The sequence below is a fragment of the Oceanobacillus sp. J11TS1 genome (genome assembly GCF_018333215.1).
Classification (GTDB): domain Bacteria; phylum Bacillota; class Bacilli; order Bacillales; family Amphibacillaceae; genus Oceanobacillus.
On sequence record NZ_BORO01000003.1, the window covers coordinates 76,410 to 92,255 of the forward strand.

Below are 15,846 nucleotides of genomic sequence, written 5' to 3' on the forward strand. Positions count from 1 at the left end.
ATAATGTATTACAGATTCCAAAAACACACGCTCTTAGTTTTGAACGTGTGTTTTGGTATGCCACCGCTCCTCTTATGGAACAAGCTTAAGAGGTAGATGTGAAAAAGTTAGTGTTTTTTCAAAGCGATATGTGGACCGACTTTACCATGCATGTAATAAGGGCTTATTCATTTCACGATATCACTCATTATATAAATGTCTTCATTCGTAACAACATGATTAGATCGTAGTGCCTTCATCCGTTCTATTCCATTTTAATACTGGCGGATCTTTTATCATCATATCCTGTGTGTTTTCCCAGTCCTGATATTCATTATCCGCTGCCAACGTGTCCACGAAATCTGCAATAAGCCATTCATTTGCATCTTCATCATAAGTTAGTTCGTAAAAACGGACAGAGTGATAAGAAGCGTCTTCAAACGTATCTTCTTCTTTCAACTTTATTTTTTCGTCATAAGATACGAAGGCAGATACTTCTGCAGTCCAATCTCCATCAAAATAGCTGATATCAAAATCTCCTAAGTTTACAATGGCACCCTTATATTGTGACTGAATTTCACCGATATGCTCCTTAATCATATCAAATTCATTGTTTACCATCGTTTGATCGCTATCCATCATTCCCGCTACATTCGTAAATGTTGATAAATCAAATTCTGATGTCGTCCATTTTGACATATCACTATTAAACGTATCAAGGGCCTTCATAACATCTCGCTGTATCGTTTCATCTTCCTTTACCAGTTTATCTGTATCAGTGATTAAACTGACTTGATTATTTCCCCATATTTCCATTTCACGTTCATCTGTAACGGTTCCTAGATTATTCCGAATCGCAAGAACAACCTGATAGTCACCTGGTAAAACCGGTCCATACACACCATCATCATTTTCCTCAATTGCATTTTCCAGACCTTCTATTTGAAGATTTACCTCATCATTGTCATTTTGTCCACTTACTTTAATAAAAGCCGTATTTACATGCAATTTATAATCGGGAAAAATGCCCCACTTTTTCCCATCCTCTACTAAACTGATTTGCTGACTTGTTGCAGAAAAATTGTCTTTTTCAATTTGTTCATTTAACCCATCTTTAATCACTTGATAACTGTTATTATTTTTCTTAAGATATCTAAGCAAGGGCTGAATGGAACCATTACTTACTTCCGCATTATTATCATCTACAACAAGTAAACCATCTAACGATTCAGAACTTTCCTCCGTAATCGCTTCATCTAGTGCTTGAACAACTTTACCTGGTTTACTAAGTTGTTGGAGAGTAATAAGGATAGCTATAACAACACAAGCTAGCGACGCAATCAGAATATACAGCCATTTTCTTTTCACTATCTCATCATCTCCTTAATATCAGGACCCTGTTGAAAAAGCCTCAGCTAATCGTTCACTATTCCAGTCAGATGTATCAACAGACCAGTGACCGTCTTCTTTAACCATTAAAATCTCCAGTGTTTCACGTGCTGATTTCGGTTCAATATCATTTAATATTTTATCAAAATTCGATAAGGCATATTCCTCCATAGCATCCCTATCGTAATCATCCTTTTTTTCTCTATACTCATCCGCGTAATCACTTACTGGGTCATATAGATCCAATGGAAGTGTGGAATAGTCTACATTGACAACAGCTTTATTGTTTGCATTGGCAATGGTCTCTGCTGTGATTTCTACTTTATCAGTCAACAATGATTTATATGTTTCATAATTTTTGTCAATTTCCTCTTCTGGTACGTCCATCATAAACGGCGATTGCATTTTTTCTGCAAATAATTTTTTTGCTTCATCTTGTAAAGCTTCTTTATCTGCTGAAACTAACCTTTCATAATCGTCGTTTTCCTGATCCAAATAGATAGTATCGATATATGCTAACAATGCCTCTTCTGGTTCGTTAAGCGCATCAAAACTATCGGAGAACTCCGCAGTATCTAATGCAACCGTTACATCTTCAACATCAGCTTCAGGATTTGTTGAAAAAGGAATCATTCTAACTTCATACTCTTTATCTTTTTCAACATAAAAAATAGAAGTTATTTTTGCCATCTTCTCAGCTCCAATATCTCCTGAAAAAGTACTTTCCAGATCAACTTTTGAGTTATACAAATCCGTCTGCGGGTTTTTTTGCTCCCCTTCATCGTCTAATTTTATTCCATCATATGATGAGATAGTAATAGGATATTCATTATTATTTGTAACTGCAAACTCAACAGCAAGCATACCTGCATTCTCATTATTAGAAGTGCCACCTTCACCTGCTAAAATATAGGAAGCATTTTCAATTTCAACTTCGATATTTCCCTTTTTACCACCGCTAGTACTATCGCTAGCACTATCATCTGAGCCACATGCAACTAATCCTAAAAATAAAAGTAAGAGCAAAGGAATAATTCCGTATTTTTTACTCATGTTTCTCCCTCCATCCACAAGACCGGTATATCCAGTCTTCTCATTATTTTAAACCTTTTTAAAGGATAGCCAATTAAAAACCTTTCGTCAATATCTGTGTATTCTTTTCTTTATTTTCGGTAAAATCGTCTGATGTCATTTGAATAAACCAAGATTAGTAGTAGGTTTTTGTACCCAATTCTGTGAGTAAATATCTATACTTGATTTGTCTATTAATTTTGTGAAACAGTAGAAAAGAGATGTTTTCATGTGCCAATTTATTGGAGATAAGCCGTATATTTACTTCAAGCCCTTTAGTATTTTTATATTCAGATCACTGATTTCTGAAAAATGCCATTCAAAAGTGGTTATTATTCGATGAATTTCAAATAATATTCCCTCTACTTCTTCTCCATTCTCTTTATCAACCGTTTTAAAATTGGTTAATAAAATTCTTAAATCTTCAGTTAATCTATTCAAATCTATTAAATTGTCGTATTGTTCGTCTATTTCTTCTTTACTAATAATGTCAGTATGTAAATTAAGTTTTTTTTAATATATCCAATACCCCTTCTAGCTCTTTTTCCATTTGTATCCCTCCTCGTTTTCACTTCCACTCTCTAACTACTCTTCCTATTGCCAACAAATCGTCTTTTAACTAATATCAATAATGCGGGAAATTTAGTTACAACTTATCCGGCACCGAACCATAGGAAGGTTAATTGAAGAACACCAAATAAACCATGGCACTATAACGATTTGTATGTTCGAGTTTTGCGAACTCTCCGTTACCCTTTCTAGATAACGGAGCATAATTGTATTATAATAAGGATAGCATAGAGAAAGACACAGGGTGTTAGGGCACCTAAGTCAATCATAAATAGTTGTCCGCTTTGAAGAGCGACCAGCATTTTGAAGTGAAATTAAAAAGTAATCACCCGCTGAGCCGGCTAGCTAGGGGTGATTACTTTTTGCATGATCATAATTACAACCATTAGAAATGTTAAGGTTAATGTTGAGAAACGTACTATAACATTTGCTACATCTGCAGTAATTAACCGGCCTTACCCCCCTCTATTTCGGAGGTTTTGGCCGCTCACCTAGCTAGTACAACTATAACTCTAGTATACATTTTTTGCTGCTTTTTCCCATCGACCCAAGCAGGCTACATCAAATTTTGACACTGATTCATGGACTTTTTACCGCAGAAAAACTTTTCACTCTCTATTACATTACTTATATTCCCAAAAAAAAGAATTACCTTTCGTTTCCACTTCTTCGACAAATATATCTTTACATACTATACTCATTGTCATAATCGATAAATCAATTGAACTTTCAATAAAACTTTCATTTTCTTTATATTTCTTTATAGAGATATCTTGTCCATAATAACCTAATTGTCCTCCTCTCATATCTTTTACATTATCTATGTTTCTCCAGTTTGCATCCGTTTCATAGTTAACTTTATAACAGGAAATAAAACTAATCTTCCAGCATTTCTCTTCATCATTCTCTACAAATAAATAAACTTCATCTCCAAAGTATTGAGTTTGAACATCTAATATAGGCATATCCCAGTATGCCGTTTGTTCAATTCTTTTTTCCAAAACTTCAATCTTCATTATTATCCACCTCATTTATTTATCAGTCCATGGAATATGTCCCTCAGGACTCTTTTTATCAACTATCCCATTCAAAGTTTTTTTATCAGAATCATAAAGGGAAAGATGAGCTTGCTTCCTAGCCAAGCTTATCTCAGTTTTGAATCGCTTTAATTCTGGTTCCATTACTTCTTTACTTTAGACCAATCAAGTATTACTGGATAAAATGCATACACAACGGGAATAAGATACGATCATTTTTGATTTAGATTTCACCCAGCAGATACGTATAGCAAACAGGAACTGTCTGACTACAATACGCGCTCTGGGACAGTTGGTTATCATCCAATGGCTGCCTTTGATGGAGTAACAAGTGATTTTCTCAAGCCGGAACCGCGCCCAGCAAAACTTTATACGTCAAATTGCGTAAGATTTGGTGCGCTTGCTTATTGCGTATCACAACGAAAATTCCCCATGGATAACACCGTTTATGCGTGCAGACAGCAATTTTACCGTCCTAGATCTTATGATTTATGCGAGGACGAATCGGTTCCTGATGTGATTCGTTTAAAGCTGAATGCCAAACTACAGAGCTTGGCTGATGAACTGTATCTAGATTCTTCTTCAAGTCCGAGCGCTATTTTGAAGAGAGCGATCACAAGGCAAAACCATGGAAAAAGCACGAAAAATCATTATTAAATCTATTTGTCCTGCGGTAGAAATGTATTTCACACACAGCCTAAAAACAGATGCAGATCCAGACCATCCGGACACGTATCAGTAAAGTTGCCAGTAAATTAATGAAATCAGGACGTTCAACTCTATTTCAAAATGGCTTCGAGTTTTAAGTTTTACGGAGTGTACAATGTCTCCAGTTTGTGTAATTTTAAGAGGGAATGCTTAGAAATGTTATATAGAAAATGATTAGCTTTCATTTTGATTTGTACCTTTCAATTAATGGCAAATAATTCAGGCTAATTATTTGCTATCAATTGAAAAGCAAATAAACCCAAACATTAATTCGCTTTCTCCAAAATGATATTCACTTTTCAATGTTTTTATCATTTGTGGAACTAACGTATCTAAATAATCAATATAGGTATTGATAGCCCTAATAAATGTATCTACGTCATTATTTGAGCATAAGTAAAAACGTTTCCGTATATCATCTGATATTTCTTGACCCTCTTCACAACATTGATTTAGAAATGCATTAAGGTCATTGTCACTTACATTCTCTTTACATTCTAAATAAAATACCATACTCTCAAACTCAATTTGACCATTTCTCTTTGCATTTCTATAAAAAGGTATCATGGTTAAACTGTCCGTAGTCTCCCTAGCTTTCTTCACTTTATCTAGTACTCTAAATAATTGGGGAACTGATGGATAAATTCTATATTCTCCATTATGATATACTGTATTATCATATATTATTTCATTTATTTTCCCAGTTCTTTTTTTTATCATAAAATGTCGAGCCTCCTATAACCTTCCAAGAATTGAGGGATAGGTACAACAGATTAATCTTAAAGGTGAAAAATTTAAGGCTATCAAAGCTATTTATCCATAAACTTGCTTACTTGATTTCTTGTTGCAGCAACCATCTCTTCAGGTCTATTAATAAATTCATCATTTAAAATAGTTATTAAACAATTATCACAAGTCCTGTAAATAATTGTTTGATTGATAGAGAATGAGATCTTTAGATAATCTATCTTGACAACTTAGACATATCTCCTTTGTCATATAAGCTGCAATATCCCATAATAAATGTATTACATTTTCGCAAATATCTTTATTGCTAGCATTTTTTAATCTTCCAGCATAAAGATGTATGCTTCCTTCTAAATTTTCATCAGACGTGCCTAGAAAAAAATCTTTAGCCTTAAATGTTTTAACAACTTCCAAAGTATTTTCAAAAATAAATTCCCTAAACATATCATCATGTTTGTTTATAAATCCAATCAGCTTTTCAAAGAAAACAGATAAATTATCTTTATCAAAATTACTATACAGTCTAACTATTTCTTCATTCATAATACTTACCAACTCCTTTCGCTGTACCAAAAGCATTAATGGAGGTATTCCTCATAATAAACTCCGGTAAACAAATGAAAACGCGATTGTTCATATAAAAATTTCCCATTGAGTTTTATTTAGCATAATCTTCTTTATTTAGTTGTATTCGGCACTAGGGCGCTTCATATAAGAAAAAATTCCAGAGGAAGACTTTGTCAATCACGCTAGCAAGTAGTTGCAGAGATTCACAAGCCTCTTACGTATCAGTAACTACAATGAACATTTAGCTAAACCATTACGCTGGACTAAGGAGTTAAAACTTTACAAATTTCATGGTGGGGAAATTATTTCAGTGGTGTGCACTTCTATGTTCTTCTATCGTCACTATCGACTGCTTTCATTTTGTTAAAATTATTCAATTAAGTAAAGACTAAAACTACGATTTTCTCCGTCCACCATTGTTGTCACTACTTTTTCTTCCCAAAAACGAAAAGCATTTATTATCTATCCAGCTTAAATCTGTCATCCAATCAGTGAAAGAGTCCCACCCTGAGATATCGGGTAAATTATATTTCAGACCCATTATTTGAAAAAATTCTTCCTTAAATTGTACTTGCCGCCCATCTAAAATAACACTATAACAATTATTCTTTTTATCTTTATTTATTATGGAATCAATCTCATGGCTACTTATTTTAACTATTCTATTTTTAGTCATAAACAACCCTCTCCTTAGTTAACTTTCACAATACTTTTATAATGATTATTAGTATAATATATACTTCCAGCTTTTGTACCAGGCGTCTGTCCTTTAACATTACCATTCCATCCGTTTGCTGAGATTATTCCGTCCCTTATCCTTTCGTACTCCCAAGCCCCATAACATCGTCAAATGGTTTTAAAAATTTTAACGGAGTAAACGTAAAGGCAGCCGATATAACTTGCTCCCCCGAAGTTGATTCCGAACTTACCATCGTAACGACATCTTCCAATTGATAATTCACTACTGATGCAAATATATAACCTAACCCTAATTGGTCATATGTATCGGAATTGGCGGAAGTGCCTCCAAGAACTTTCTGTTTATCCCAAAACGTAATTTCATCACCTCTTGGAAATTCGTAATTTCCCACTGTATAGTCGCTATTGGATCCGTTTTCTTCCATATCCTTTACATAGTTTCTAATCGCTGCTTCTTCAGAGGCTGTCAGCGTATTTTGTTCTACCAACTCTTGATACTTCTCCGTTTTTTCTAATTCCCCACCATTGATCGGCTTTTGACTTACTTCATGATTTCGATACGTAATAATGCTAATTTAAAAAACATATTGCAACGGAACATATAGCTTAAAGTAAATAAAGTAAGAAGCCACATTTGCAAATCCATTAAAAATAAAAGAAAGATTCCTCTATCACAACACGATATAGGAATCTTTCTTCTTAATTATATTCATTCTATCAAAATCTATCTTTGTTAAATAAACAGACTTAAAACCATTGCAAATCCAAAAGCAACAAATGCCAGTATCGTTTCCATCACTGTCCATGTTTTAAATGTTTCCTTCACCGTTAATCCCATGTACTCCTTCACTAACCAGAAACCGGCATCATTTACATGCGATAGCATTAAGGAACCTGCCCCAGTTACAATAACGAGTAATTCTAGATTTACACCTGTCATATTGGCAACAACAGGGGATACAATTCCAGCAGATGTGGTTAATGCAACGGTTGCCGAACCTGTTGCCACCCGAATCAAGCCTGCCACTAAGAAAGCAAGGACTAGCGGGGATAAGGAAATCTGTTCAGCCATAGAAGCAATCGCTGTTCCGACACCGCTGTCAATAAGGATTTGTTTAAATCCGCCGCCAGCGCCAATAATAAGAATAATAGAAGCTAGTGGTAATAGGCACTCTTCAGTTAATTTCTTAAGTAAATTTCTATCCATTCCTTGGCGATATCCCAAGAAATAGTAGGCTGCAAAACAAGATATTAACAACGCGATGACAGGGCTTCCAATAAATAAGAAGAACTGTTCAACAAGTCCTGTAATTGGCAGGTAAGGTGTAAATACAGTTAAACCCATGAGTATAACTGGTAATAAAATAATAAAGAAAGAAATGCCTGTACTTGGCAGATCATTTTTTGTTTTTGTTTCTACGCGGATTAATTCTGGTTCACCAACAGGGATGACACGTTTGTGAATCCATTTTGAAAAGACTGGTCCAGCAATAACCGCTGTTGGAAAAGCAATAAGTAAGGAATAAAGCAGTACTTTCCCCATGTCCGCACCATAAATTCCAATCGCTGTCATTGCACCTGGATGTGGCGGCACAAGACCATGGACGATCGATAAACCGGCAAGAACTGGAATTCCAATTAATAAGATATTCTGCTTGGTTGATTTACGAATCGAGATAACTAAAGGTAGTAAGATTACTAAACCAACTTCAAAAAATACAGGAATCCCGATGATAAAACCGGATAGAAGCATCGCCCAAGGAAGCTTATTTGCTCCAAATTTACGGGTGAAGAAATCAGCTACTTGCATTCCTGCACCAGAGTCAGACATCATTTTACCTAAGATCGTTCCCAATGCTAATATACCGATTAAATGTCCAAGTACATCGCCAACACCTGTTTCATACGCAGTGACGATTTCGCTCATTTGCAATCCTGAAAAGACAGCTAAAAACAAACTGGCCACTGTTAAACTAATAAACGCATGCCATTTCCACCATGACACTCCTAAAATAACAATAACGATAGAGATAATCGTAATCCCTAATAAATATAATTCCATATTGTCCCCTCCAAGGCAATCGCTTACAAATCTATTAAAACAACTTGTATTCGGTAATTCTTCTGCTACTGAAACCATTCATTTTATCATTTACTAATGATCCGGAAAGATTTAACCGGTTTCATAAGCAGGCTAGTAAAGCTATTGATTAAAAATCATTATACGTAACAATATAGTTATGTTTGGGGGTATTATAGTAGCCTTCACTATACTCCAATATATCTCCTTTTGCATCGCTGGATTTTCGTATTCTTTTCAAAACAACCGAATCCTTTTCGAGATCTAATGTTTCGCATATATGATCTGGTGCTTTAGAAATCGTGAATTCATCTCGAAACGACTCCAAGCGAATATTATTTTCCTCTAGAAAACGGTACAAAGAAGTGATGTGAATGTCTTTTGCATCTTCTTTGATATCCAATGAAATATAATGCGTGAAGTAAATATACGGCTCGTGATTTAACAAATAAATGCGGTCCACCTTCAAACATTTACCGCCAAATATAGAATATAATGGCATTCCAGGAGATAAGGTAATCCTATCTATACTGATAATACTTTTGGTAATGTTATAGCCTTCTTCTACTAAAACTTCTGTGAAACGTTTCCCTTTTGAAAGCTTTGCAATCGAAACATTGGCAATCACTTTTGTGCCGATACCGCTTCTTTTTTCAAGATATCCTTCTTGTACCAGTTCTTTAATCGCATTTCTTATCGTAATTTTACTGACATTAAATTCTTTCTCTAATTGAGGCTCAGAGGGAATGTTTGTGTTAATTGCATATTCACCATGTAATATGCGGTCCTTTAATATTTCTTTGATCTGTAAATATAACGGGCCTTTCTTCTTCATAACATGCATTCCCTTTTCCCCTCTCCTTCATTTAACGTTTGACGTCTCCAACTGTTCCTGACATCGCTGCCAAAATTTCCGCTTCTGTTGACATAGGTGTATCGCCAACGATGGTACAAGCCAGCATGCCAGCAGCGGCTGCAAATTCCACTGTTTTCTCAGGTTCATAGTTTGATAATTCACCATGCAAAATTCCAGTAGTATACGCATCACCAGCACCAATTCTGTCATAGACCGAAAAGGTAATATTTCTGGAAAACACAAACTTGTCTTCTTTATAAATATAGCCTTTTAAAGAATGGGTGTTATCTTTATTAATTCCTCGGTGTGTACCTGCAATGGTTTGGATGTTATATTTTGCAGCTACTTTAGGAATTAAATCTTGAAGCTGTTCTTCTCTTTCTGTCTTCTCCGTTTCCATTCCTAATATATACATTGCATCTTTTTCATTCATCATTACAATGTCAGCGAGGGAAAGCATATCCTCATAATGGGGCTTTGCTTGCTCGTAGCCTCCATCCCATAAAGAAGGGCGATAATTACAATCAAAGCAAACCTTTCCGCCATTTTCTTTTACCTTTTTAGCGAGGATTTTCATGCTCTCACGGACTTTATCTGTCATCGCCAGGCTTATTCCGCAAAAATGGATAATGTCTGTACTCCCTGCAATCAAATCTACATCATAATCGGAAATATCCGCTGTATTAAACGTACTTTCTAAGCGATTGGTATAGGTAACACGACTCGCTCGCTGACCGAAACCGTTTTCCAAAAAGTACATGCCAATATATTTACCATCCCTTGCAATAAAATCACGCTCTATCCCTAAGCGCTGCAAGAAGGATATTGCCGCATCCCCCAAAGGATTGTCCGGCAACTTTGTGATAAGGTAGCCATTATGTCCAAGTTTTGTCATTGCAGAAGCAACGTTTATCCCTGTGCCTGAAAAGGAATACTGTAAATTGTTTGCTTGTGCCAGCAATTCATAGCCTGGCACTTGCAAACGCATCATTACTTCTCCAAATGAAACAATGTTCTTAGGCATATTTATCAGCCAAATCTTTACTAATAGCTAGAAGCTTTTTAACATCTTCCTCATTTGTTTTCCCCGTCTCCTTGTCAATGATAGAAGAATACACATGAGGGATTACTTTAGGCACTTTTGCTTCTAACGCAATTTCTAAGATTGTAGCGAAGTTGTCCAAATCAATACCGCCTGTTGGCTCTAAAGCAAATCCTTCTTCGCCACAAGCTTGGGCAACTGCGCGGAATTCGTCTTCACATTGCAATCCTTTCATCGGGAAATATTTCAATGCATTTCCGCCCATATCACGAACAAGCGCAACAGCAGATTTAATCGGAACAATAGCAGTTTCGCTAGCTTCTGCACTAATAGGACCAGTAGAAATGTTTACATAACCAACTTTCCCTGTAGGTGATACAAGGGAGTTAATCCAGCTATCTTTTTCACCTAAATTCGCACGTGTTGCCCCCACAGCAGGGAAAACCTGATTAATATGGGAACCTGGGTAATGCTTTGCAATCTCAGCAACAACGGCTGCTTGTCTGTTGTCCCCTGCCCCTAGTCCAATGGAAACAGCATCTTCAATGGCTTCCCCATATTCCTTCATGGCGGACACAGCTGCTTCGACGGTTGGATAATCCTTTGAAAGTACACCAACCAGCACATGGCCTTCTGCTGCATCAAAGACCTCTTTTGCATTTTCAATACTATTTGCTAACACGTTTAGTGCCACTCTATTTTTATAAAAACGATTATCAATATTCATTACTTGTTCCCTCCTAAAATGTGTGTTCAAAAAGGCTGTTAAAAAGGACCGAGAAGTTCGAGGCAGCGTAGCTTTGAGTAGCGGAATGTATGCTTTTAAATACATGAGCAACGCAGAAGCAAGCTAACGAAGAAATTCGACGCGTCATTTTGATTAGTCTTTTTGAACGTCCTCTAAAATGGATTTTAATTCTGATTCAATAACATAAATATCATCCCCCTGCAACGGGCGAGGATCGATATCAAAGAAACCTTGGCGAATTCCATAATCACGTGTATAAATTGCTATATCTCCATTACGAAGCTTGTCATTTACTTCTTTTGCCGTAGTTCCCGCAACAGCAGGATCAATTTGAATGCGAGCCCTGAAAATAGCACGTCCTGCCTCATCCTGTACAACCGTTACTGTTACACCATCGATTTCATTTAGTGACTGCAGAACTTCTAAACTCCTCTTTTCGGCTTCACTATTGTCCGTTTTCACAAAATACTCATCCAGTGCTTGCAGCAAGCCAAAGGTGGTTTCCTTCCCAACCTTCATGCTTCTTCCAATATAATGCAGTTGTGTTTTTACCCACTCAACATAATCTTTCTTACCTGCAACAATACCAGATGTCGGTCCTTCAATAGCTTTGGACCCGCTATAAATTGCTAGATCAGAAATCTGTACGTATTTTGTTAAATCTTCTTCAGCCGCTGCATCAACAATTAGCGGAACATTGTATGCTTGTGCAACTTCCCAAGCCTCTTCCACAGAGATCATATTTTTTTGCACGGCATGGTGGGACTTTACAAATAACACAGCTGCTGTATTTTCATTGATTGCATCGGCAATATGTTCTTTTCTTCCTTCATTGGCATAGCCTGTTTCTACAAGTTTTCCCCCGCCAAGTGTAACCATTGTTTCTACCGGTGCACCATATTGCACATTATGGCCTTTTAACATAACAATTTCATTTTTTTGGATTGCTTCTTGATGCAGTTTTTCACTTTTTCTGCTATTTCCTTCCGTCACCACCGCAGCGACGGAAAGAGCAATCCCACTAGAAGCAGAGTTGATGACAACGGCAGCTTCTGATTGCAGCAATCCAGCGATATGCTCCCCTGCTTTATCTACTAAATCCGAGATTTCAACATAATTTTGTCCCCCAGATTTCATCGCTTCCATTACTGTATCCGTTGGAGCAGAAACACCTAAAATACTCATTCTCCCACTGGCATTAATTACTCGCTTCAATCCATATTTAGCATTCAATGTATTCGCCATTGACAACCACTCCTTTTACAACTAACTTTTGGTCTGCTTCTCGCTTTTCACCTTCCGAGTCGATTAAATCAACTTTCTCGTCTTCTACGGAAAACAAGGTAAGATTTGCAACGTCTCCTTTAGCAATGCGTCCGAGTTCAGGCTTGTTCAGCCATCCTGCTGCGTTAACAGTTACAGCATCAATCACTTCTTTTAAGGGGTATCCTAAACATAAAAATTTATTTAAAACACTTGCCATATTATAAACCGGTCCATGTAATCGGTTTTTTCGATAAATATCTGTACTGATTGTGTTAAAATGGATATCATGTTTTTTCGCTTGTTCAGCTGTTTTAAAAGAAAAACTTGCATTCCCATGTCCAACATCTAAATGAACACCGCGCTTGATTGCATCTAAAGCTTTAGGGAGCGGCTTACCTTCATCATCGAATAAATTATTAGCCTTGCCGTTTAAGAAATGCGTAATCACATCATTTTTCTCGAGTAAATCTAATACATCGTTAATGTCCGGAGGTCCTGAACCAATATGGACCATTAATGGCAAGTCCGTCTCCTTGGAAAATTCTCGCGCAATCTTTAATGGCTCAACATCATTCGCGCCGACTACACTGCTGCTTATTCTTGCTTTCAGACCAACAATAAAATCTTTATTTTCTTCGACTGCCCGTTTTAATTCTTCTTTATTCAGTAAAGACAAATCCGATAACTCATCCACTCGCTTCAAACCAATTCGTGAAATATTAAGGAAAGCGAATACATTTGTCTTAGAATTTTTGGAATTACTAACGAGTTCATGAACCCGGTCAGCCCCCGTACTGCCCGCATCCACAATCGTTGTTACACCTGTTTTATAGCCAATCTCATCAATATCATCCCCATATGGATCAAATTCCGGAAAGGCATGCACATGCATATCAATCCAGCCACTGGAAACGTATACTTTATTTTTATAATCAATTACTTTTTCACCAGTTGCCGTTCCTGGTGAAACAATATCTACAATTTTTCTATTTTCTACAACAATATCTACAGAGGTACCATCCAACATTTTTATATTCTGAAGAACAACATTGTCTGCCATTTTTACCATCCCTTTTGATTAGGCTTCGTCGTTAAAAAATGATAACTGATATAATGAACAAGGGTATAAAACGGATTACGTTTACACTTGTTTAACTTTGTATAAAATAGATTAACATTAATTCTTCATTTGGTCAATATAACGTTATAATGTTTTATATAGAAACAAAAACGAGACGCATTAAGAAATTGTGTATTCTTAACATCGCCTCGTTTTAAATTACTCTGCTAACCCTTCTTCCAACAAGCTCTTCGCCTGCTCCGGATCCGCTTTTAGTTCTAATCCCGTATCAACCAATGAGCTGAGGGTAGAAACAGCTGGTAATTTATTACCTTCATAGAAAGAGATAAATTCATCCTGATTAATGGAATGTAGTACCGCTTGGCGTAGTGCAACATTATCGGCAAGTATACTATCGTTTAAATTAAAGGCTAAATATGTGATACCATTACTTTCATTTTGCTGTAAGGTTAAATTATCCTCTTCTTCCACTGTGTCATAACGATTTTCAGCTACACCATTTAAGATATGAATCTCATTATTACGCAATGCAGATAACGCACTTTCTGGATCTTGGATAAATTTCACAACTACCTCGCTGATTTTTGGCTCATAATCTGTTCCAGGCATATATCCTGGGTTCTTCACAAAATCTGCCTCATAGTCATTTTTAGAAACCATAATATACGGTCCGCTTGCATAAAGTGTGTTTTCATAGTCACTATCTTCTAGCACTGTACGCTGGTCACCATAAGCTATATCTTCGTTAACATCGTAGTCCTCTACATCAAATGTATTGATGCTTTCCACTTGTTCTTTTGATACAATACCAGCTGACTGATGCGCAAGGTAGTTCAATACTTGCGGGAATGGTTCTGCTGTAGTGATTTTCACAACTTGGTATGTTCCCGCATCATTATCTGCCTCTGTTTTATCACTTGTTAATGCTTCAATCTTTGTATCAACGCCTTCTTCTAGCGCCTGTTTAACAGTGTTTCCATCGATTGAAGAAGCATCTTCCAATTCAGAAAGATCATTTACAATTTCAATCGTTTCCATGTTTTCATGCAGACTATACGTACGATGATCAGGAACAGAATTTGGATCTTTTGCACGTTCTAAACTAAATTGAACATCTTCTGCACCTACGCGTTCACCTGTATCAACCGCTGTATCTCCATCTACTTTTGCAAAATTAATATCGTCACGCAGTAAGAAATAAAATTCTTGGCTTCCCTCTGCAATAGCATGATTTAAAGAAAGGGACCCATCGGAAACTACCTCATCATCATCAGTTAAGTTCACTAAACGAACATACATATTCGTATTCAGTGTATTGATAGAACCATCATTTCCTTTAATGGGATCTAATGAAGTTAAGTCACCAATCGCCTGATGAACAAGCAAAGGCTCACTATCGCGCAAGGATGTATCATTATAGTCTACATTTTCCCATACGGCTGCACGTGATTTCGGCAGACGTACTGTTTCTTCATTGATAATATCATGGTTAATACCTTGTGCTTTTAATGAAATATAAAGCGGTGCAAGATATGCTTGGTCAAAAACAATATGCTCTTCTAATTCTTTATAAGTTTCTTCATATTCACCCGGTAATTGGGTACTCGCTTCCTCAACTAACTCGTCAGCCTTTTCATCTGCAAATAAAGCATTGTCACCATCTGAAGTGAATAACGAACGAACAGCATAATCAGGGTTGCCGGTTACGGTTGTCCAGCCATTAATCGAAATATCATAATTTCCTGCTTCACGCTGTGTAGTAAAACTGCCGTAGTCTGGCTGAATATTTAATTCTACATTAAAGCCCGTATTCGTTAATTGATCTCGTAGGATATTTACGTTATTTTCATCTGTACTCATTGCTAGTATTTCAATGGTTGGTTTATCTGCATCTCCATCGCCGCTTGAACCTTCTTCCTGAACATCAGACTCTGTACTTACACACCCTGCTAATAGCAAAGCAAGTACGATTAGAAAAGAAAAGCTTAATTTCTTCATGTTGTGTA

The 15,846-nt window shown here is 36.5% G+C and carries 14 protein-coding genes and 1 pseudogene; 1 reads left to right on the plus strand and 14 read right to left on the minus strand.

The features are described from left to right. Window positions 1-219: 219 nt before the first annotated feature. The 3 genes from KI343_RS03765 to KI343_RS03775 all read right to left on the minus strand — a co-directional run bounded on the left by KI343_RS03765 (window position 220) and on the right by KI343_RS03775 (window position 4,025). The gene (locus KI343_RS03765; protein ID WP_212925109.1) at window positions 220-1,347 is read right to left on the minus strand and encodes a TcaA second domain-containing protein; all 1,128 of its coding nucleotides are present in this window, start codon (window positions 1,345-1,347) and stop codon (window positions 220-222) included. Window positions 1,348-1,368: 21 nt separating this feature from the next. Continuing rightward, the gene (locus tag KI343_RS03770; protein WP_212925110.1) at window positions 1,369-2,421 is read right to left on the minus strand and encodes a DUF5105 domain-containing protein; all 1,053 of its coding nucleotides are present in this window, start codon (window positions 2,419-2,421) and stop codon (window positions 1,369-1,371) included. Window positions 2,422-3,632: 1,211 nt separating this feature from the next. Further along, window positions 3,633-4,025: a hypothetical protein gene (locus KI343_RS03775; RefSeq protein ID WP_212925111.1), complete on the minus strand. Its 393-nt coding sequence runs from the start codon at window positions 4,023-4,025 to the stop codon at window positions 3,633-3,635. A gap of 273 nt (window positions 4,026-4,298) precedes the next feature. Here KI343_RS03775 and KI343_RS20520 point away from each other — a divergent pair. Continuing rightward, window positions 4,299-4,703 (plus strand): annotated as a pseudogene (locus KI343_RS20520) (transposase); the annotation flags it as partial. Between the two features lie 279 nt (window positions 4,704-4,982). On the opposite strand, the gene KI343_RS03785 reads toward KI343_RS20520, so the two are convergent. The 11 genes from KI343_RS03785 to KI343_RS03835 form a co-directional block, all read right to left on the minus strand. Beyond that, window positions 4,983-5,474 (minus strand): hypothetical protein, encoded by a 492-nt coding sequence (locus tag KI343_RS03785; RefSeq protein WP_212925112.1) that lies wholly within the window; start codon window positions 5,472-5,474, stop codon window positions 4,983-4,985. Between the two features lie 189 nt (window positions 5,475-5,663). After that, window positions 5,664-6,044, minus strand: a complete 381-nt coding sequence (locus KI343_RS03790) for a hypothetical protein (RefSeq protein WP_244856700.1) — start codon at window positions 6,042-6,044, stop codon at window positions 5,664-5,666. 418 nt (window positions 6,045-6,462) lie between these two features. Beyond that, window positions 6,463-6,744, minus strand: a complete 282-nt coding sequence (locus KI343_RS03795) for a barstar family protein (RefSeq protein ID WP_212925113.1) — start codon at window positions 6,742-6,744, stop codon at window positions 6,463-6,465. Window positions 6,745-6,880: 136 nt separating this feature from the next. After that, window positions 6,881-7,255 carry a hypothetical protein gene (locus KI343_RS03800; protein WP_212925114.1) on the minus strand — a complete coding sequence of 125 codons (375 nt, stop codon included), beginning with the start codon at window positions 7,253-7,255 and terminating at the stop codon, window positions 6,881-6,883. Window positions 7,256-7,500: 245 nt separating this feature from the next. Further along, window positions 7,501-8,829 carry a GntT/GntP/DsdX family permease gene (locus KI343_RS03805; protein ID WP_212925115.1) on the minus strand — a complete coding sequence of 443 codons (1,329 nt, stop codon included), beginning with the start codon at window positions 8,827-8,829 and terminating at the stop codon, window positions 7,501-7,503. 148 nt (window positions 8,830-8,977) lie between these two features. Then, window positions 8,978-9,691, minus strand: a complete 714-nt coding sequence (locus tag KI343_RS03810) for a GntR family transcriptional regulator (protein WP_212925116.1) — start codon at window positions 9,689-9,691, stop codon at window positions 8,978-8,980. 22 nt (window positions 9,692-9,713) lie between these two features. Continuing rightward, entirely contained in the window at window positions 9,714-10,727 is a 1,014-nt protein-coding gene (locus tag KI343_RS03815) for a sugar kinase (protein ID WP_212925117.1), read from the minus strand. Further along, on the minus strand, window positions 10,720-11,472 hold the full coding sequence (gene dagF, locus KI343_RS03820) for a 2-dehydro-3-deoxy-phosphogluconate aldolase (RefSeq protein WP_212925118.1): 753 nt from the start codon (window positions 11,470-11,472) through the stop codon (window positions 10,720-10,722). The genes KI343_RS03815 and dagF overlap by 8 nt, the downstream gene beginning before the upstream one ends. A gap of 153 nt (window positions 11,473-11,625) precedes the next feature. Then, a complete protein-coding gene (locus KI343_RS03825) occupies window positions 11,626-12,738 on the minus strand; it encodes a DgaE family pyridoxal phosphate-dependent ammonia lyase (RefSeq protein ID WP_212925119.1) in 1,113 nt (370 codons plus the stop codon). Then, window positions 12,716-13,819: an amidohydrolase/deacetylase family metallohydrolase gene (locus KI343_RS03830; protein WP_212925120.1), complete on the minus strand. Its 1,104-nt coding sequence runs from the start codon at window positions 13,817-13,819 to the stop codon at window positions 12,716-12,718. The genes KI343_RS03825 and KI343_RS03830 overlap by 23 nt, the downstream gene beginning before the upstream one ends. A gap of 219 nt (window positions 13,820-14,038) precedes the next feature. After that, entirely contained in the window at window positions 14,039-15,838 is a 1,800-nt protein-coding gene (locus KI343_RS03835; RefSeq protein WP_212925121.1) for an ABC transporter substrate-binding protein, read from the minus strand. Window positions 15,839-15,846 lie beyond the last annotated feature (8 nt).